18 protein-coding genes are annotated in these 20652 nt (G+C 47.1%); 11 read left to right on the top strand and 7 right to left on the bottom strand.

Going from position 1 to position 20652, the window contains the following annotated elements:
* The first annotated feature begins 205 nt into the window (after nucleotides 1-205).
* The gene (locus L1D15_RS17620) at nucleotides 206-1609 is read left to right on the top strand and encodes an amidohydrolase (protein ID WP_239838658.1); all 1404 of its coding nucleotides are present in this window, start codon (nucleotides 206-208) and stop codon (nucleotides 1607-1609) included.
* 84 nt (nucleotides 1610-1693) lie between these two features.
* On the opposite strand, the gene L1D15_RS17615 is transcribed toward L1D15_RS17620, so the two are convergent.
* The 7 genes from L1D15_RS17615 to kefG all read right to left on the bottom strand — a co-directional run bounded on the left by L1D15_RS17615 (nucleotide 1694) and on the right by kefG (nucleotide 8421).
* Nucleotides 1694-2332 (bottom strand): tetratricopeptide repeat protein, encoded by a 639-nt coding sequence (locus L1D15_RS17615; protein ID WP_239838657.1) that lies wholly within the window; start codon nucleotides 2330-2332, stop codon nucleotides 1694-1696.
* A gap of 271 nt (nucleotides 2333-2603) precedes the next feature.
* Nucleotides 2604-3920: an adenylosuccinate synthase gene (locus L1D15_RS17610; protein WP_239870374.1), complete on the bottom strand. Its 1317-nt coding sequence runs from the start codon at nucleotides 3918-3920 to the stop codon at nucleotides 2604-2606.
* A 133-nt stretch (nucleotides 3921-4053) separates the two neighbouring features.
* The gene (locus L1D15_RS17605) at nucleotides 4054-4995 is read right to left on the bottom strand and encodes an isoaspartyl peptidase/L-asparaginase (protein ID WP_239876569.1); all 942 of its coding nucleotides are present in this window, start codon (nucleotides 4993-4995) and stop codon (nucleotides 4054-4056) included.
* Nucleotides 4996-5120: 125 nt separating this feature from the next.
* Complete coding sequence (slyD, locus tag L1D15_RS17600) at nucleotides 5121-5687, bottom strand: peptidylprolyl isomerase (protein WP_239838654.1); 567 nt, start codon at nucleotides 5685-5687, stop codon at nucleotides 5121-5123.
* A gap of 96 nt (nucleotides 5688-5783) precedes the next feature.
* Complete coding sequence (locus L1D15_RS17595; protein WP_239838653.1) at nucleotides 5784-5978, bottom strand: YheV family putative zinc ribbon protein; 195 nt, start codon at nucleotides 5976-5978, stop codon at nucleotides 5784-5786.
* A gap of 63 nt (nucleotides 5979-6041) precedes the next feature.
* Nucleotides 6042-7838, bottom strand: coding sequence for a glutathione-regulated potassium-efflux system protein KefB (gene kefB, locus L1D15_RS17590; RefSeq protein WP_239838652.1), 1797 nt, complete (start codon nucleotides 7836-7838; stop codon nucleotides 6042-6044).
* Complete coding sequence (gene kefG, locus L1D15_RS17585; RefSeq protein ID WP_239838651.1) at nucleotides 7828-8421, bottom strand: glutathione-regulated potassium-efflux system ancillary protein KefG; 594 nt, start codon at nucleotides 8419-8421, stop codon at nucleotides 7828-7830. The genes kefB and kefG overlap by 11 nt, the downstream gene beginning before the upstream one ends.
* 166 nt (nucleotides 8422-8587) lie before the next feature.
* On the opposite strand from kefG, the gene L1D15_RS17580 reads away from it, so the two are divergent.
* The 10 genes from L1D15_RS17580 to gpmM all read left to right on the top strand — a co-directional run bounded on the left by L1D15_RS17580 (nucleotide 8588) and on the right by gpmM (nucleotide 20530).
* Nucleotides 8588-10510, top strand: coding sequence for an ABC transporter ATP-binding protein (locus tag L1D15_RS17580; RefSeq protein WP_239876568.1), 1923 nt, complete (start codon nucleotides 8588-8590; stop codon nucleotides 10508-10510).
* On the top strand, nucleotides 10507-10983 hold the full coding sequence (locus L1D15_RS17575; protein WP_239876567.1) for a TIGR02444 family protein: 477 nt from the start codon (nucleotides 10507-10509) through the stop codon (nucleotides 10981-10983). The genes L1D15_RS17580 and L1D15_RS17575 overlap by 4 nt, the downstream gene beginning before the upstream one ends.
* A gap of 11 nt (nucleotides 10984-10994) precedes the next feature.
* Nucleotides 10995-11972: a hydrolase gene (locus tag L1D15_RS17570; protein ID WP_239876566.1), complete on the top strand. Its 978-nt coding sequence runs from the start codon at nucleotides 10995-10997 to the stop codon at nucleotides 11970-11972.
* Between the two features lie 39 nt (nucleotides 11973-12011).
* A complete protein-coding gene (locus L1D15_RS17565) occupies nucleotides 12012-12230 on the top strand; it encodes a YheU family protein (protein WP_239870462.1) in 219 nt (72 codons plus the stop codon).
* 82 nt (nucleotides 12231-12312) lie between these two features.
* A complete protein-coding gene (locus L1D15_RS17560) occupies nucleotides 12313-13182 on the top strand; it encodes a phosphoribulokinase (protein ID WP_019276788.1) in 870 nt (289 codons plus the stop codon).
* A 242-nt stretch (nucleotides 13183-13424) separates the two neighbouring features.
* A complete protein-coding gene (crp, locus tag L1D15_RS17555) occupies nucleotides 13425-14057 on the top strand; it encodes a cAMP-activated global transcriptional regulator CRP (RefSeq protein ID WP_004410522.1) in 633 nt (210 codons plus the stop codon).
* 180 nt (nucleotides 14058-14237) lie between these two features.
* The gene (locus tag L1D15_RS17550; RefSeq protein ID WP_239876565.1) at nucleotides 14238-15653 is read left to right on the top strand and encodes an SLC13 family permease; all 1416 of its coding nucleotides are present in this window, start codon (nucleotides 14238-14240) and stop codon (nucleotides 15651-15653) included.
* 267 nt (nucleotides 15654-15920) lie between these two features.
* Complete coding sequence (locus L1D15_RS17545; protein ID WP_239876564.1) at nucleotides 15921-17801, top strand: methyl-accepting chemotaxis protein; 1881 nt, start codon at nucleotides 15921-15923, stop codon at nucleotides 17799-17801.
* Between the two features lie 71 nt (nucleotides 17802-17872).
* Nucleotides 17873-18760: a DMT family transporter gene (locus tag L1D15_RS17540; protein ID WP_239876563.1), complete on the top strand. Its 888-nt coding sequence runs from the start codon at nucleotides 17873-17875 to the stop codon at nucleotides 18758-18760.
* A gap of 237 nt (nucleotides 18761-18997) precedes the next feature.
* Nucleotides 18998-20530, top strand: coding sequence for a 2,3-bisphosphoglycerate-independent phosphoglycerate mutase (gene gpmM, locus L1D15_RS17535; RefSeq protein ID WP_239876562.1), 1533 nt, complete (start codon nucleotides 18998-19000; stop codon nucleotides 20528-20530).
* Nucleotides 20531-20652: the final 122 nt, after the last annotated feature.

Genomic DNA, 20652 nt, shown 5'->3' with positions numbered 1-20652 from the left:
CTCACTTACTAAGCTACAGGAGAGATAGATTAAAAAGCCAAATTCTATTGTGTTTTCATCTGTTAACATCTTTGATCACGATCTTTTACAACAAAATTCAAAGATCACACTTTGATGAAAATGACAAAGCAAACGATTGCAAAAGTGAAATTTCACTCTATTATCCAGTCAAATTTTACTGTTTATATTTTATTTAGGTTTCGTTATGAGTATTAAGCGTACTTTACTTTCCGCTGCAGTCGCAGGGTTATGTTCCTTATCCGTTTCTGCCGCCGAGAAAGTCGATCTGATGATCACAGATGCGATGGTATTAACCATGAATCATGACAAGCAGGTGTATGAAAAAGGCACTGTTGTGATCAAAGATAATAAGATTTTGGCCGTTGGTGACCAATCGCTTGAATCACAATACCAAGCTAAGAAAACACTCGATGTTGATGGTGATATCGTGATGCCAGGCCTGATTAACACGCACACTCACGTATCAATGACTGTCTTTCGTTCGCTAGCGGACGATGTTCCTGACCGACTACACCGTTATATCTTCCCGCTTGAAGCTAAGCTCGTCTCCCGTGATATGGTACGCATTGGTGCCAACCTAGGTAACGTTGAAATGGTCAAAGGCGGCGTGACGACTTATGCCGACATGTACTACTTTGAAGACGAAGTGGCTAAAACTGTCGATAAAATCGGCATGCGAGCCATTCTTGGCGAAACAGTGATTAAATTCCCAGTTGCTGATGCAGCCAATGCAGAAGAAGGTATTCAGTACGCGCTCAACTTTATTGAAGAGTACAAAGACCACCCTCGCATTACACCCGCATTCGCCCCGCATGCACCTTACACCAATACAACAGAAACTCTGCAGAAAATTGCCAAACTATCACTGGAGAAGGATGTTCCAGTCATGATTCACCTTGCAGAATCGCATCGTGAAGAAGAAAAAATCGCTGAGCGTGCTGAAGGAATGTCTCCCGTTGAGTACATGGATAGCATTGGCGCACTCAACAAAAACTTAGTTGGCGCACATATGATTCTCGTCGATGACAAAGACATTGAATTGGTCAAGCAATCGGATATGGGCGTTGCCCATAACATGAGTGCCAACATTAAGTCAGCGAAAGGCGTATCACCAGCGCTTAAGATGTACGATCAAGGCGTTCGTATTGGTTTAGGCACTGATGGCCCAATGTCTGGCAACACGCTAAGCACCATTGATGAATTCAATCAGGTCGCTAAAGTGCATAAGCTGGTTAACAAAGACCGTGCAGCTATGCCACCAATTAAAGTGATCGATATGGCGACCATGGGCGCAGCAAAAGCACTGCATATGGAAGACAAAATCGGCTCACTAGAGGAAGGAAAGCTAGCGGATATCATCGTGGTCGATACCAAAGCACCAAACATGGTGCCCGTATACAATCCATACTCTGCATTGGTTTATTCTGCAAATTCTGGCAACGTCCGCCATTCCATTGTTGACGGAAAAATCCTGATGGAAGATCGCAAGATGCTAACCGTAAATGAAGCAGCGATTCGTAAAGAAGCGCTTGAGTTTACAGAAGTCGTACGAGAGACCGTGATTGAATCAGGGGAAGTCGTACAATAATCCCCCTGTCTTAAAGCAGCAATGCCCAGCAAGTGCTGGGCATTTTCTTTTCATTCACGCTCTGAGTGCAGTCAGGTCGATGAGTTACCAGAAGGTATCGCGTTTTTTGGCTCTGGCAATAATATTTTGTGGCATTCTCCGCTCTAAGCCTTGGCGCAGAATCGAAATACGTTTGTGCGTGCGCTGATCAGCTGTCACTGAGTTGTATAGCCAGCGATAGGCATCTTCGTAATCCAGCGGACTGCCATAGTCACGCAGTAACAGCTCCGCTAAGTGAATACGTGCCTTAAGGTTACCCATTGCAGCCGCTTCACGCAAATAGGGGATCGCACGCTCTTTGTCCTGCTGAACTAAGGTACCGCGCGAATAATAACGCCCGAGCTGTTCCAGTGCTGCTGGCAATCCCTGATGCGCCGCATTCTCCATATAGTACAAGCCCAGTTCGACATCCTGCTCGACACAGACACCCCACGCTAACATATCCCCATACAAAAATTCGTACGATGGCAGGCTGATCCTCGTTGCACGAGCAACAATGTCTTCAACCAATTGGCAACTGTCTGCTTTGACCTGTTCTAAATGTTTATTTTCGTTGATCAGTTTTATCAGTTCAGCTTCGGTATAGATGGGAATCGGCTCACCAATCTCAGTAAGTTCATTGGCATTAGCCATGGAGGCCCCAAACAAAAATACCATCGAAGCAGCTAACTTTCTTAGCTTCATTGTCTGCACTCTTTGACTTCGATAATGTCTCCACCTGTCTACTCACCACGACAGGCAATACAAGCTGGGTTCTTAGCAACCTGTATATTGAGGATTAACCGTACAAACGGCAATCTTGATACCTGTATCGGCAATGACTGCTAACTCTTTAATCAAAATTGCCGAAGACTGGCAAAAACTTGCCACTGTCAGTATAGATAATGCATAAATATTGAGCATAAAAAAACCAGCGTTTCCACGCTGGTTTTTAAATCACAGAAAGCGACCAGAATTAAGCTTTGTAAGGGTGAACCTTGATGATTGTCTCGTTACGGTCTGGACCTGTAGAGATAATGTCTACCGGAACACCCGTAAGTTCTTCAATACGCTTGATGTAATCCAGAGCTGCTTGTGGAAGCGCCTCTAAAGATTTAGCACCAAAGGTTGTCTCAGACCAACCAGGCATAGTTTCGTAGATTGGCGTTGCTTCTTCGAATGACTCTGCAGCCATTGGAGAAACTTCTAGGATAGAGCCATCTTTCATCTTGTAACCAGTACAGATCTTGATCTCTTTCAGACCATCAAGAACGTCTAGCTTAGTTAGACACATACCTGTTAGCGAGTTGATTTGGATTGCGCGGCGCATTGCCACTGCATCGAACCAACCTGTACGACGTAGACGACCCGTTGTTGCGCCAAACTCATGACCGACGTCACCTAGGTGCTTACCTACTGGGTCTTGCTTGTCTTGACCATCGTAAAGCTCAGTTGGGAATGGACCTGAACCAACACGAGTACAGTAAGCCTTAGTAATACCAAGGATGTAGCCGATGTGACGAGGACCGAAACCAGAACCCGCAGCAACACCACCAGCCGTCGTGTTAGAAGACGTTACGTATGGGTAAGTACCGTGGTCGATATCAAGTAGCGTACCTTGAGCGCCTTCGAACATAATCTTGTCGCCGCGCTTACGTGCTGCGTCTAGTTCGTCAGTGACGTCGATAACCATTGAAGTAAGAAGATCTGCGTAGCTCATGCATTGCTCAAGGACTTCTTCGTAGCTCACTGTTTCCGCTTTGTAGAAGTGCTCTAGCTGGAAGTTATGGAAAGCCATCACTTCTTTTAGCTTCTCGGCAAACATCTCTTTATCGAACAGGTCACCAACGCGTAGACCACGACGAGCGACTTTGTCTTCGTAAGCAGGACCAATACCGCGACCTGTTGTACCAATAGCTTTCGCGCCACGAGCGATTTCACGCGCGTTGTCGATAGCGATGTGGTAAGGAAGAATTAGAGGACAAGCTTCAGACACGAAAAGACGCTCGCGTACTGGAATACCGCGCTCTTCAAGAGGCTTCATTTCTTTAAGGAGAGCTTCTGGCGAAAGTACTACGCCATTACCGATAACACATTTTACGTTATCGCGAAGAATACCTGATGGAATTAAGTGAAGAACGGTTTTTTCACCGTCAATGACTAGAGTGTGACCTGCGTTGTGACCGCCTTGGTAGCGAACCACGTATTTTGCATCTTCAGTTAAAAGGTCTACGATTTTACCTTTACCTTCGTCACCCCATTGGGTGCCCAGAACGACTACGTTATTTCCCATCTTTCCAAGTCTGATTGCTAGTTAAAAATGGATTCTAGCACTGAATCACACTTCTTGCAGTCATTTTTTAATCATAGAAGTGTAATGAAGCACTAACCCTTTGTTAGTGCTACTATTAGGGGTCGTTTTGACTCTACTCATCCGCATAAATCTTCACTAGCAGGCTGCCATCCGCATCCATGCTCGCTCGGTACATGCCGCTGCTGTTCATCGCAAAGTGAACACGTCCATCACCGTCGATAGCAATCAGCCCCCCTTCGCCACCCATGTCCTTCAACTCGCCTTGAATTACAGTCTCGCAGGCCGTATGCACATCTTCCTTGAGATAACGCATTCGCGCTGCCACATCACTCGCGACAGTCTTGCGAATAAAGTATTCCCCCATTCCGGTAGTCGATACCGCCACATTACCATTTTCGGCAAACGTACCCGCACCAATGATGGAAGAATCCCCCACTCGGCCGTACTTTTTGTTAGTCACACCACCAGTACTGGTGGCTGCCGCTAAATTGCCTTGCTTGTCTAGAGCTACTGCGCCGACTGTGCCGTATTTCTTATCATCCGGATATTTCGACTCGGATAAGGCAAATAAGCCTTTCTCTTTCATCGACTGCAACTGGTCATAGCGTCGGTCAGTGAAGAAGTAATCTTGCTCGGTGTATTGATGCCCCTGCTCAAAGGCAAACTCTTCGGCCCCATCTCCGATCAACAGTACATGGTTACTGTCTGTCATCACATCACGAGCCAGTTCAATCGGGTTACGAATGTGGCGCACGCCAGCCACTGCGCCTGCATTTGCTTCTTTACCGTGCATGACAGAGGCATCCATCTCAACAATTTCCTTGTGCGTTAACACTGAGCCTCGACCAGCATTAAAGTTGACCGAATCCTCCAGCACCTTCACTGCGGCAACGACGGCATCCATAGCATCACCGCCACGAGCAAGAATCTCATGACCAGAACGAACGGACTTTTCTAAATCGTTGAGAATCTCCGCTTTTAGATCGTCACTCATCTGTTCACGTAAAATTGTCCCCGCACCGCCATGAATCGCGATTGAAAATGGTTTACTCACGTCCTACTCCTTTGAGTGTGCTTTGCTCTCATCACACCTTAGATAAACAAAAAGCGCAAGCTAATCACTTAGCTTGCGCTTTAAAATCGACACCTGAGCACAGTACTCAGGTGGTCTTTTCTCTGTTAGTGAGAACCGCAGCTACCGCCACCACAGCAGCCGTCTTTCTTCTCTTCAGCGTGGTCATGGTCGCCGCCACAACAACCGCCTTCGTGATCGTGTGCACCAGCTTGGTGAACATGGCCGTGCTCAACTTCTTCTGCTGTTGCTTCACGTACCGCTACAACTTCAACGTCAAAAGTTAGAGTCTGACCAGCAAGCATATGGTTGCCGTCCACCACAACTTCGTCACCATCAACCTCAGTCACTTCAACTGGGATTGGACCTTGGTCAGTATCCGCTAGGAAACGCATACCCACTTCAATCTGGTCAACACCTTGGAAAACATTTGCCGGCACACGTTGAACCAGTGCGTCGTTGTGCTCACCGTAAGCTTCTTCTGGAGAAACAGTTACAGAGAAGTTAGCGCCCGCTTCTTTACCTTCTAGTGCCGTTTCAAGACCTGTGATCAGGTTGTTGTTGCCGTGTAAGTAGTCAAGTGGTGCTTCTGCTGTTGACTGATCAACCACTGCGCCATCTTCCAGTTTCACCTGGTAAGCAAGGCTTACTACTACGTTCTTTTCAATTTTCATAATGACTCCAAGGAGATAAAGAAACGGAGCAAGTAGCTTGCTCCGAATAACTATTTTCTATGTAGGGTATTATGGGGATCAAACACAGAAACTCAATCAATCCGGCTTAAAAATACCAATCATCTCTTGCTGTGAGTGTTCAGTTTTCTCTACGGATTGCGGTTTGCGCTGATCCTGATAATGACATTCCACACACTCTACCAGCTCAATATTATTTTCTATCCACCAGCGCAGCGTATCTTGCTGGGAACATTTAGGGCAGCTCGCTCCCGCGATAAATCTTTTTTTCATTTTTCATTCCACAACGTAAACCTTCCAAAACAGAATATGCATCCTGATCTGGGAAGATTAGGTTTAATCCCAGAAGTTCTTTGATTGCTGATCTTTTTCCATCTCGCGACCAAAGATTTCTTCCAGTTCTTTTCGGGCTTCTTTGGCTCTCATGGCCAATTGCTTGTCTTCGTGATGCTGAGGTAAGAGCTCTTTCAGCATCGCATTATCTAATTTTCTAAAGTGCGCTTCGGCTCGCTTGGCTTGATACGGGTGCATACCGAGCTCAGTTAACGCTTGACGGCCTAGGTCCAACGCTCCAAGGAAAGTTTCCCTTGAGTAGTTATCTACCCCGTGGCTCAGAAGCTGATAGGCTTCAACCCGACTTCGTGCCCGCGCCAGTAATTTAAGATGCGGGAAATGGTACTGACACAAATCGACGATCTTCATGATCTCATCCGGCGAGTCGGTACAAATCACCATAGCTTCCGCTTTATCTGCTCCAGCGGCACGCAGCAAGTCTAGCTGAGTCGCATCACCATAAAAAACCTTATAGCCGTATTTCCTTAATAGCTGGATCTGGCTGGCATCACTTTCAAGGACAGTGACTCGAATTTTATTGGCGTACATTAAACGCCCAACAATCTGACCAAAACGACCAAATCCTGCAATAATGACTCTTGGCTCACGGTTAACAACGTCAGTATGGAGCACGCCTGATTCATCAAAGTTCAAACCACGAGCATACCACTTACTTTGTGCCATCAATAACAGCGGAGTGGTGACCATCGACAAACTCACCACCACGAGTAGGAAGGCAGTTTGATTCTGCGCCAGCAAACCTTCTGCACTCGCTGCCGTGAAGATAACAAAGGCAAATTCACCACCCTGACTAAGAATCGCTGCCATTTTACTTCGGGCTTTGGGCTTACTCCCTGCCAAGCGGGCAAGGAAGTAAAGAATGACCGCCTTGACGGCCACTAAGCCAAACACCGCCATCAGTACATTCCATGGCTCCAGTGCCAGCAAGCCTAAATTCACCGCCATCCCGACCGCAATAAAGAATAAACCTAGGAGTAGCCCTTTGAACGGCTCGATGGCGATTTCCAGCTCATGGCGATACTCACTCTCTGCCAATAACACACCCGCGAGAAAAGTACCCAGTGCCATAGACAGGCCGAGTTGCTGCATTAACAACGCAATCCCAATGACCAATAGCAATGCCGCCACGGTAAACAACTCGCGAACCCCGCTGAGCACCACATAGCGGAACAAGGGGCGCAATAAGAAGTGGCCGCCGACCAAAAGGCCGATTACACCGCCGAGCATCCACATGGCATCGAGCCAGTCCCCTGCGGTGTTTCCTGCCAGAACGGGCAGAATTGCCAACATGGGGATGACCGCAATATCCTGAAACAGCAACACAGCAAACCCAGACTGACCAGCTTCACTGCCTGCCAAGCCCTGCTCTTCTATCACTTTCAGCGCAATCGCGGTCGATGACAACGCTAAGCCCATACCAATCACTAAACTGGTTTGCCAACTGACCCCAGCGAGATTAGTCACGCTCGCCAACACCGCCGTGGTAATCACAACTTGGGCGCCGCCGAGTCCAAGAATCGGCCCTTTCATCTGCAACAACTTTTTGGGGTTCAGCTCTAAGCCGATCAAAAACAGTAGTAACACGACACCAAATTCAGCGAAGTGCAGAATCGCTTCAACGTCGCTAATCAGACCCAACCCCCAAGGACCGATAGCAATACCCGCCAGCAGATAACCCAGCACTGAGCCGAGACCTAAGCGTTGGGCTAATGGCACTGCAACGACCGCTGCGGTAAGAAAGATCACGCTACTCTGAAGAAAGTCATTTTCAAGTGCCATGAATTTCTCCCGAGGTTGATGTCATGATCGGATTTTGCAACCACTGCCGATACTTCTCTGCGTGCTGGTAGCGATCCATATCTGAAACATTGCGTGCCCAGTAAAGCACCAGAGGTTCAATCCATGCCATTTGACACAAGGCTGCTGTTAACTCAAATGGCTGAAGAATCTCTGACAACGGGTACTTGTTGTAGCCTTCACTACCAAACGCCTCTTCATTACCGCCCGTGGTGATGACACTGCGCCAATATTTCCCTTTTAATTCCTCACCTTTACCGTAAGCAAACCCTTTACCCAACACTCGATCCATCCACTCTTTGAGTAACGCAGGACAAGAATACATGTATAGAGGGTGCTGAAAGACGATCACATCGTGATCAAGCAAACGCTGCTGCTCCGCGTCCACATCAATAAAAAAGTCGGGGTAATAGGCATAGAGATCATGCACAGTAACGTGATCAAGCGCGGTTATCTTCTTGATCATCACTTGGTTTGCGACAGAGCTTTGCGATTCAGGGTGAGCATAAATCACCAGCACTTTCGGTTTTTCAGGTGACTCAATATTTAAATCGTTTACAGCCATTCCGTAAGCAGCCATCCTTTTGTTTTCAATACCTAAGCTGGGCTTAGGTACAATTTTATCGTTATCAGTTTGTTATACGTTGTTGTTAAGCATAACGCAATGATCGACATTTTATCTCATTCCCCCTACTATTCGACGCGACACGAGCAAGAATAAGCACAAGATTATGATTACCTTTTCTGACATCCAGTTACTGCGTGGTGGCAAACCATTATTGGATCAAACCTCAGCGACGATTCACCCTGGCGACAAGGTCGGCCTAGTCGGTAAAAATGGCTGTGGCAAGTCGACACTGTTTGCCTTAATTAAAGATGAGTTATCAATTGATGCCGGTAACTTCAGTAAACCTTCACATTGGGAGCTCGCTTGGGTTGCGCAGGAAACACCTGCACTAGAGCGTCCGGCACTGGAATACGTCATTGATGGTGATCGTGAATACCGAGCGTTAGAAGCTCAGCTTCTTCAAGCCGAACAAGCGGACAATGGCACTCTGGTTGCTGAACTGCATGGAAAGATTGAGACCATTGGCGGATACAGCATCCGCGCTCGTGCGGCTGAATTGCTTGATGGTTTAGGCTTTAGTCAAGACCAGATGAATTGGAACCTGACACAGTTCTCAGGCGGATGGCGTATGCGTCTCAACCTTGCCCAAGCCCTACTATGCCGCTCAGACCTACTGCTACTCGATGAGCCAACCAACCACTTAGATCTGGATGCCGTGATGTGGTTAGAAAGGTGGTTGCAAAACTACCCAGGTACACTCGTCCTTATCTCGCACGACCGTGATTTTCTCGATCCTATCGTTGGCCGTATTATTCATATCGAAAATGAGCAGATGAATGAGTACACCGGCAACTACTCCTCGTTTGAAGATCAGCGCGCCCAGAAACTGCTCCTGCAACAAGCGCAATTTCAGAAACAGCAGAAGCAAATGGCGCATATGCAGAAGTATATCGACCGTTTCCGTTATAAAGCCTCGAAAGCCCGTCAAGCACAAAGCCGCATCAAGGCATTGGATCGCATGGAAAAAGTGCTGCCTGCGCAATTTGATAACCCATTCAGCTTTGAGTTTCGTGATCCCGATGCGTTACCCAACCCAATCATTATGATGGATGAGGTCTCAGCGGGTTATGGAGACAACCTGATCTTAGAGAAAATCCGCCTCAATCTGGTTCCCGGCAGCCGTATAGGCCTACTCGGACGTAACGGCGCAGGTAAATCAACTCTGATCAAATTGCTTTCCCGTGAGTTGAACCCACAAGGTGGCGAGCTGACTTACTCGCAAGGCGTTAAAATCGGTTACTTTGCTCAGCACCAGCTAGAAACTTTACACCCTGAAGAAACGCCTCTTCAGCACATGATGCAAATTGCGCCCGACAAGAACGAACTTGAGCTGCGCAACTATCTGGGTAGCTTTGGATTCCAAGGTGACAAAGCGCTAGAAAAAGTGGCTCCTTTCTCTGGGGGCGAGAAAGCTCGCCTCGTGTTGGCGTTGATTGTGTGGCAAAAACCCAACTTGCTGCTGCTCGACGAACCCACCAACCACTTGGACTTGGACATGCGCCAAGCTCTGACGCTGGCGCTACAAACATTCGAAGGCGCAATGGTGATTGTCTCGCACGACCGTTATTTGCTGCGAGCGACCACTGATGACCTCTATTTGGTGCATGATCGTCAGGTCGCACCGTTTGATGGCGATCTCAATGATTACTACAAGTGGCTGACAGAGCAGCAGAAAGCTGAACGCCGCGAAGCACAATCTGCGCAACCAGACAAGAGCACTACCAACAGTGCTGCCGCCAAAAAAGAGCAGAAACGTCGTGAAGCAGAATTCCGTAAACAGACGGCACCTGTACGCAAAACACTCACCAAGCTTGAAGCTAAGATGGAGACCCTAGGTCATCAATTAGCGGAAGCAGAAACGCAATTATCTGATAACTCACTGTATGAAGCGGAAAATAAAGCTAAACTTAATCAGGTATTAACTGCTCAGAGTCAGGCTAAAGCCGAACTGGAAGAGGTCGAAATGGAATGGATGGCACTGCAGGAGGAGCTGGAGCAGATGGAACAGGAGTTTAACGGTCAATGAGCTCAAAGCACGTATCAGTTTCGCTAACCCTAGAACGCTTATGGCAGTTCAGCCTGCAATATTACAGTGTTCGAGAAGTGAAAGATGCGTGCCTCAATTTACAAAACCAGTTCAAAGGCAATGTAAACCTGCTGTTGCTGCTGAAATGGCTTGATGAGCAGCAGGCTGCCTTTCTCGATGAAGACTGGCACAAAGTCGAAGAGTGTCTAGGTCGTTCAGAAACCCTGTTACACAGCTATCGAGACCTACGTCGTAAACTCAAATCCCACGTCCCAGACCCCCTCTACAGAGAATCCTTGCAATTCGAATTGCAACTCGAAAAACAGCAGCAGTCTGATCTGGTCGATTGCATCAACAGTATAGAATTACAGACTAACCAAGCTGAACCGCTGACGTTGAGATATTGTCGTCAGCTTGGCGGAGAACATTTGCACGATGTTTTTGCCCATTCCATCGATGACCTTACCCACTGATAGGCGTTCTTATGACTCAATTTATTGCTGCCAAAGGATTAGCCAATCCGCATCTGCAAACTCTGGCACCACGTTTCATTCGTAAGAAAGCACTGTTTGAACCGCTTTGGCAGACCCTGAATACTCCGGATGGTGATTTTCTCGATCTCGCTTGGAGTGAAGACTGGCAAACTGAGCAAGCTAAGAAAAAACCTGTTTTTGTCTTGTTTCATGGGCTAGAAGGCTGCTTTTACAGCCCTTATGCCAATGGCCTGATGCACGCATTTTCTCAACATGGCTGGCTGTCTGTGATGATGCATTTTCGCGGTTGCAGCGGCAAACCGAACCACCGTGCGCGAGCCTATCATTCGGGGGAAGTAGAAGATGCACGCTTGTTCCTTGAGCAGCTAAATCAACAGCTACCAAATCAAACCAAAGTCGCGGTGGGGATTTCTCTTGGTGGCAACATGCTGGCTAACTATCTGGCGCAGTACAATCAAGAGCCACTGCTTTCTGCGGCGACCATCGTCTCGGCACCGCTCGATCTATCAGCCTGTTCAGAGCGTATCGAGAAAGGCTTTTCCAAAGTGTACAAAACGTACCTGCTCTCATCTTTGAAGAAAAATGCTCTGCGTAAACATCACCTAATTAAAGGCGATCTCGATGTCTCTTACCAAAGCATAAAGCGAGTCACCAAACTGTTTGAATTTGATGATTTGATTACCGCTCCTTTACATGGCTTTAAAGACGCACAGGATTACTATCAGAGGTGCTCCGGTATTCATCGACTCAAAGACATTCGCATACCGACACAAATCATTCATGCCAAAGACGACCCTTTCATGACCGATGCAGTGATACCAAAATTCGTTTTGCCAGATAACATTGACTACCGCTTGTTCGAACAAGGTGGTCATGTTGGCTTTTTAACCGGCAGCGCGCTCAAGCCGAGGTTCTGGCTAGAAGAAGCGTTACCAGCCTACTACCAAAGTCTGGTGGTTTCTGGATAATAGCCGTCAACTTTTCGAGCATAAAAGACAGAGGTATTTATGATCGTTCCATGGCAACAAATTGACCCAGACACACTGGACAACCTGATTCGTGAATTCGTCCTGCGCGAAGGCACAGACTACGGCGAACTAGAAATTTCCCTGCAAGACAAAGTCGATCAAATCAAAAACCAGCTCGAAGCAGGTGAAGCTGTTGTGGTTTTTTCTGAGCTTCACGAGACCGTCGACATTCAGCTCAAACAAAAGTTTTCTTTTTAAAACACAGCATACAGTCTCTTCCCATTAAAGCGTGTTATAGTGGAATGCAACAAGGGACAGTTATTTACAGACAAGGTTTGTCATGTCAGCAAAACATCCGATTATTGCCGTCACTGGTTCATCTGGTGCAGGCACCACCACGACATCTGAAGCGTTCCGCAAAATGTTCAACATGATGAACGTCAAGCCCGCTTGGGTCGAAGGTGATAGTTTTCACCGCTTTACGCGCCCAGAGATGGATGTCGAAATTCGCAAAGCACGTGAACAGGGGCGACACATCAGCTACTTTGGCCCACAGGCGAACGACTTCCCAGCACTCGCTGAGTTTTTCCGTAAATACGGAAATGAAGGAACAGGTCAGGTACGCCGTTATTTGCACACCTTTGATGAAGCCGTACCGTACAATCAGATGCCGGGTACCTTTACGCCATGGCAAGAACTGCCTGAGAACTCTGATGTATTGTTTTATGAAGGCTTGCACGGTGGCGTCGTTGATGGCGATGTTAACGTCGCTCAGCACGTCGACTTTCTGATTGGCATGGTCCCCATTGTTAACTTGGAATGGATCCAAAAGTTCGTTCGAGATACCCGAGATCGTGGCCACTCTCGAGAGGCCGTGATGGACTCTATTGTCCGTTCAATGGACGACTACCTAAACTACATTACTCCCCAGTTCTCGCGCACTCATATTAACTTCCAGCGTGTTCCAACCGTCGATACTTCTAACCCATTAAATGCCAAAGGTATACCAAGCTTAGATGAAAGCTTTGTCGTGATTCGTCTTCGTGGTATCAAAAACGTCGACTTCCCTTACCTACTGGCGATGATTGACGGCTCATTTATGTCACGTCATAACACGCTCGTGGTGCCTGGGGGCAAAATGAGTTTCGCGGTCGAGCTAATTGTGCGCCCTATTTTGCAACAACTGATCGAAACCGGAAAAATCGGTTAACAACCACCGGATAAGCACGATTACTTTTCATACCGTGATCATGTGCACATTTTTGCGTACAAAATCGTAAGGTGTACCCGATTAAAATCAAGAAATCGATTTCAAAAAAAGATACTATTTGAAACCGAAACAAAGATGGCTTGCAGCATTTGAAAAGTGCTCTTATCCTAGTAGGTCTTGATTCAAGGCTTAGCTAAAACATGGAAAGCAGCAAGCGTACCCTGCAGAGGAAGTGAGATATTATGGTTCTAGGTAAACCTCAAACCGATCCAACATTAGAGTGGTTCCTTTCACACTGTCATATTCATAAGTACCCGTCAAAAAGCACGCTGATCCACGCGGGCGAAAAAGCAGAGACTCTTTACTACATTGTTAAAGGTTCTGTTGCAGTACTTATCAAAGACGAAGAAGGTAAGGAAATGATCCTTTCTTACCTAAACCAAGGCGACTTTATCGGTGAACTTGGTTTATTCGAAGAAGACCAAGAGCGTACGGCATGGGTTCGTGCCAAATCTCCTTGTGAAGTAGCAGAAATTTCATTTAAGAAATTCCGTCAGCTAATCCAAGTTAACCCTGACATCCTGATGCGTCTGTCTGCACAAATGGCAAGCCGTCTACAGGTCACTAGTCAGAAAGTGGGTGACTTGGCATTCCTAGACGTAACCGGCCGCATCGCACAAACCCTGCTTAATCTGGCGAAACAGCCAGATGCAATGACACACCCAGACGGTATGCAGATCAAGATCACTCGTCAGGAAATCGGTCAGATTGTTGGCTGTTCTCGTGAGACAGTAGGTCGTATCTTGAAGATGCTAGAAGAGCAGAACTTAATTTCTGCCCACGGTAAGACAATTGTTGTTTACGGTACTCGTTAATTACCGCGGCATAAAAGATTGAACAAACCACCAATGGCAACATTGGTGGTTTTTTTTGACCAAAAACAACCTTGCTTAACATTTCTTGATTACATATAAAAACTTCCATCTTAGTCTAAGACCTTCATTTAGTTATTCTTTATTCTTATCCGCAGAGTTTCGCTTTGAGGTTAAGCCCTTATGCCCAACATTGATCGAACCATAGTCATTAAGTTACTGATTTGCTTTGGTTTGCCAATTGCCGTGTTGTTTATGCCAATTGATGCCATCCCCATTGATGATCTGACTTTAATTCAACATCGTTTACTGGCTATCTTTCTGCTCGCCGCCCTATTATGGGTACTGGAGCCTGTTCCCGTTTTCGCCACTTCGATTTTGATCATCGCACTTGAATTGGTCATGATTTCAGACAAAGGTCTGCATCTCTTTCGCACTCCTCCAGCAGGACATGATCTGGGAGAGTTGATGAAATACACCGATATCTTCAGCGCCTTCTCCTCACCCATTATTATTCTATTTATGGGTGGGTTTGCGTTGGCCATCGCTGCATCAAAATACGAACTCGATAACAACCTTGCTCGAGTTTTGCTGCGCCCTTTCGGCCACCAGCCAAAATTTATTATGCTCGGCTTAATGTTGATTACTGCAGTGTTCTCAATGTTTATGTCTAATACCGCAACAACAGTGATGATGCTGGCACTGCTTGGCCCGATTGTCGCCTCAGCCCCCAAAGGCGATTTAGGGATAAAAGCACTGGTTTTGTGTATTCCCATTGCCGCTAATACAGGGGGGATTGCCACTCCGATCGGAACCCCACCTAACGCCATCGCTCTACAATACTTAACGGGTGAAAACAGCATCGACTTTCTCAGCTGGATGATGATGGGTTTGCCTTTTGTGATAATCCAGCTCACCTTTGCTTGGTTCCTACTTCAAAAACTGTTCCCTTCTTCACATCAAACTATGACACTGAAGCTCGACGGCCAGTTTCAGCGTAGCTGGCGTGCCATGGTAGTCTATGTCACCTTCGCGGCTACCATATTGTTATGGATGACGACAAAGCTGCATGGAATGAACACCTACGTGGTATCCATTATCCCTCTCGCGGTCTTCACATTGACAGGTATCATGGGCAAAGCAGAGCTCAAACAGATCAACTGGGATGTGTTGTGGTTAGTCGCTGGGGGCATTGCAATAGGAATTGGCCTAGATAAAACCGGATTGGCCGCTGCGCTGGCACACGCGATTGATTACGAGGCCTTGTCCCCAGTTGCGGTGGTGCTCACCCTGTCTATGGTGTGTTGGTTAATGGCGAACTTCATGTCCAACACCGCAACGGCCAACTTATTGATGCCGATCGCTGCAGCGATTGGGGCATCGATGGACAGCCTAGCTTCAGTCGGAGGATTGCAAGGCTTACTGGTCGTGGTAGCCTTCTCAGCATCACTTGGCATGATATTGCCCGTTTCTACTCCCCCTAACTCCCTCGCCTACTCAACTGGGCTTATCGAAAGTAAAGACATGGCAAAAACAGGGGTCATTATCGGTCTCGTTGGTTTAGCGATTGTCTATATGGCAGCTCTATTTTTAACCTAGATATTAGGTTGTGGCTTCTTGTTTCATTAATGGGCAAGAAGTCACAATTCAGTCAAAAGGTCCCTCTTCATCGATATTCCACTTCCTGAATATCCATATAGATCAAATCTATATTTTAATAACTTCTATAACATCAGCCTGTTAAACCAATATTCATAGCTATTTCAGCAGTTCCTACGTGAACTTCCGCACTAACAGGGTGTAACCACTAATTCAAACTCACACACCCTGATTTTCGATAGGTTGTCTAAGTATTAAGGAAGGGCAATGAGAAACACAATTAAGTTAAAGATTCAGATCGCCATCGCGATCATTATTGCAATTGTCTCAGGAGTCCAGGCATGGATCTCTGTCAGTCAATTAAAACAAGAAACCACTTCCGCACTGAATAGTGAAATGGCTAACGTCAGCCATGCCACCTCTCGTTATATCAGTGACTGGCTCTCCATCCGAAGCGATATGATGCTGGCAAATGAAGTAAGCATTCTCAACACTGACAATGCCGATAGGGAGATGCTTATCACTAAACGAGCCGGTGGGTTCTTGTCAGTTTATGCTGGGTTTGATGACGGTTCTATCGCTTATGGAGATAAAAGCGAGGATTGGCCTGCAGATTACGATCCTCGCACCCGACCTTGGTATAAAGATGCCATGGCAACCAATGGCCTGATCGTCACCGAGCCCTATCAAGACTTCGATGGCAGTATCGTGGTCAGCTTTGCTAAAGCATTTAGCGGCAGTAAAAATGGCGTCTTAGCCGCAGATTTGACCGTGACGAATATCATCGAAGAAGTGCTCAATGTCAGCTTAGACAACGAAGGGTTTTCGTTTTTGGTTGATGGTAATAACAACATTGTCGCTTACCAAGATGAGAAGCTGAGCCAGCAACCTCTGACTGAGCTCAATCCGGTCTTATCAGCCGATAAAGTTCATCAGTTGGTCAATACCTCTTTCATTTCCACTATCAGCTGGCCACAACAAGGCGATAAGCTGATCTTTGCGACTAATGTACCCAATACTGATTGGTCACTAGGCATTGTGGTAGATAAAGACATGGCGTACGCCTCGGTAGCCGAACAAATTCAATTCACCGCGATCGCATCGATTTTCCTCTACATTGTGATTGCTTCAATCAGCACTTATGTAATTACTCGCTTACTTCAGCCTCTACAAACCTTATCAGCAGCACTTTCACAGCTCTCTCAGGGTGAAGGGGATTTAACTCAACGAATAGACATTCGCCGTATGGATGAAATCGGAGAACTGGCGCAGCACGTCAATCAGTTCCTCAGTCAAATGCAATCTATGCTCAGCGGCATCATTCATCACAGTAGAGATCTGGCCATCCAAGCTGAACAAGCGAACCTACTAGCACAACAATCTTCCCAGCAAGTCGAAGCACAGCAAAATGATGTTAATCAAATAGCGACTGCGATTCATGAAATGTCAGCAACAGCGGCTGAAGTAGCCAGTCACGCTGAGTTGACCGCGAACGCTTCTCAAGGTTCAGCATCCGCGTGTGAAGACGGCCAGCAAGTGATCGAAAAAAACCGCCAAGCTATTGTTGAGTTAGCCGATCAGGTGACCGCAGCCTCTGGGGTGATCTCAGAACTGGAGAGCAACACACAGAGCATCAATCAAATTCTCTCTACCATTCGCGAAATTGCAGAGCAAACCAATTTGCTGGCCCTTAATGCTGCGATCGAAGCTGCCCGAGCGGGTGAGCAAGGCCGTGGTTTTGCCGTCGTAGCGGACGAAGTCAGAGTGTTGAGCCAACGCACACATGGCTCAACCGAAGAGATCCGCAATATGATTGAAACACTGCAGAACAATACCAAGCTCGCCGTCAACAGTATGGAAAGCAGCACAGCACTAGCAGGGACTAGTGTGGATTACGCTCAACAAGCATATCAGAGCCTGAATACCATCACCTCTGCGATTACAGAAATTAACGATATGGCGCTTCAGATAGCCAGTGCTGCGGAAGAGCAACGTGCCGTCAGCGAAGACATCAGTCGCAATACTCAAGGTATTAAAGATGCGTCAGATATTCTGTCAGAACAGGCGATGCGCAGTAGTGATAGTGCGACTAACATGTTTAACTCAGCCAACACGGTACGTACTGAGGTAGAACGCTTTAAAGTTTAAGCTTTGTTTCCAACGCTATTTCATGCATATTGTCAGCCTATTGATTTCTTTGTTCACAGGAAGAACAGCTTATGGGATTCGAATGGCTGGCACTGGCTGCAGCTTTTCTCTGGGCGGTAGCCAGTTTACTCTCTGTTGGACCAGCACAGCACCTTGGTACCTTTGCGTACAGTCGCTGGCGTATGGGATGCACCTCTGTCATTCTCGCCTCAATGGCATTATTTACAGGCGGCTGGGCAACGGTTGAAACCAGCGCCATTTCAGCCATGGCCTTATCTGGTTTGATCGGCATTTTTGTTGGCGACACAGCTCTGTTCGCTTGCTTAAATCGGATGGGGCCTCGCCAAGCTGGCTTGCTGTTTTCTTGCCATGCTGTGTTTTCCGCCATACTGGGCTACTTCCTGTTTAGCGAAACCATGACAAGCATTGAGCTTATAGGTTCAGCTTTGGTTTTCTCTGGCGTTCTCACTGCTATCTTTTTTGGCCGTAAAGGGCAAAGCACTAATCACTTGGAGTCGGTGAAAGGCAGTATCTGGTTTGGTATCTCCTTAGGACTGGTTGCGGCGCTGTGTCAGGCACTTGGTGGCATTATCGCTAAACCCGTAATGCAGACTGCTATCGACCCCGTGGCAGCATCAGCTATACGTATGATGACAGCCTTTGCTGCACACTGCCTGTTTTTCTTAAGTGGTGCTAAGCTCGCGAAAGCAACACTACCCATGAATCTTCGCTTATTCGCCATCACCGCTCTCAACGGCTTTCTCGCGATGGCTGTTGGTATGACGCTTATCCTCTATGCACTTCAAGAAGGGAATGTCGGTATGGTTGCCCTACTTTCTTCTACCACGCCGATCATGTTGCTGCCTATACTTTGGATTTATACCAAAAAACGCCCCAATCGATTTGCATGGCTAGGCGCGATTTTGGCGGTGGTAGGTACTGGGCTGTTAGTCAGTTAACCGCTATTAGAACAATAGTTAATACCTGCTTTATCTTTCCTCTGTATGAGTGAAAATGAAGTCAACGAGACAGGAAATCTCCCCCTATTCAGTCGTTACGCTCAATATAAGGTGAAATATAACAACGATATTTAGCCAACAATATTTGATCTTAGCCTACAGTTTTGGGTAAAAAGTGTAGTAAAATTACGCTAATTTTGTTTCTAAAGTTACTTTGAATTTGACGAGGACATCACTATGTCAGCTAAGAAGCCATTGGCTCTGGTTATTCTTGACGGTTACGGTCACCGTGAAGAGACAGCAAGCAACGCAATCGCAAATGCGAAAACGCCCGTGATCGACGGCCTGCTTGCCAACAATCCACACACTCTCATCTCAGCATCAGGCCTAGATGTGGGTCTTCCTGACGGCCAGATGGGTAACTCTGAAGTCGGCCACACGAACATTGGTGCAGGCCGAGTGGTCTATCAGGATCTGACTCGTATTACTAAATCCATCGCCGATGGTGAGTTTACTGAGACACCAGCACTTGTCGAAGCGATCGACTCGGCGGTTAAAGCAGGTAAAGCCGTTCACCTAATGGGTCTGATGTCTCCAGGTGGCGTCCACTCTCACGAAGATCACATCTATGCCGCCGTTGAAATGGCAGCAGCACGTGGCGCAGAAAAGATTTACCTACACTGCTTCCTTGACGGTCGTGACACACCACCACGCAGCGCAGCAAACTCACTGCAACGTTTCCAAGATCTCTTTGCGACATTAGGTCAAGGCCGTATCGCCTCTTTAGTGGGCCGTTATTATGCAATGGATCGTGACAACAACTGGGATCGCGTTCAAGTTGCTTACGATCTTCTCACTCAAGCCAAAGCTGAGTTCAGAGCAGAAACGGCAGTTGCAGGCCTAGAAGCCGCGTACGCGCGTGAAGAAAACGACGAGTTCGTTAAAGCGACAGCAATCCAAGCAGAAGGCCAAGAAGATGCCATCATGCAAGATGGCGATGCGGTTATCTTCATGAACTACCGTGCTGACCGTGCACGTCAAATCACTCGTGCATTCGTTCCTGCATTTGACGGCTTCGAGCGTGCTGCATTCCCAGCCATCAACTTCGTGATGCTGACTCAATACGCTGCTGATATCCCTCTCGCTATCGCCTTCCCACCTGCATCTCTAGAAAACACTTACGGTGAGTGGCTATCTAAACAAGGTCAAACTCAGCTACGTATCTCTGAAACAGAGAAATACGCGCACGTGACTTTCTTCTTCAACGGTGGGGTTGAAAGTGAATTTGAAGGCGAGGAGCGTCAACTTGTAGCGTCACCAAAAGTGGCCACATACGACCTTCAACCAGAGATGAGCTCCCCAGAGTTGACAGAGAAAATGGTTGCGGCGATCAAGTCGGGTAAATACGATGCCATCATCTGTAACTACCCAAATGCCGACATGGTTGGCCACACCGGTGTCTATGAAGCGGCAGAGAAAGCCATCGAAGCACTCGACGAAAGCGTTGGTAAGGTAGTGGAAGCCATCAAGGAAGTGGGTGGTCAACTCCTTATCACAGCAGACCACGGTAACGCCGAAATGATGGTAGACCCAGAAACAGGCGGAACTCACACGGCACACACCAATCTGCCAGTACCACTAATTTATGTCGGTGAAAAAGCAGTGGAATTCAAAGAAGGCGGAAAACTGTCCGATCTTGCGCCAACCATGCTATCTCTGGCTGGCCTAGAAATTCCAGCAGAAATGTCAGGTGAAGTTCTAGTCAAATAGGCACGCTTGACGGCGACATCGCTTACATCGAAAAGCTCAGGTGAATACCTGAGCTTTTTTATTTCCTCATCAACAAGTTTTGACATTACTCTTTCTTCGAAGGAATGTGTTTGGGTATACTG

Source organism: Vibrio sp. Isolate25 (genome assembly GCF_022398025.1).
In the GTDB taxonomy this organism is placed as follows: domain Bacteria; phylum Pseudomonadota; class Gammaproteobacteria; order Enterobacterales; family Vibrionaceae; genus Vibrio; species Vibrio coralliilyticus_A.
The sequence above is the reverse complement of the archived record's forward strand: the minus strand, read 5'-3'. Positions and strand labels throughout refer to the sequence as shown.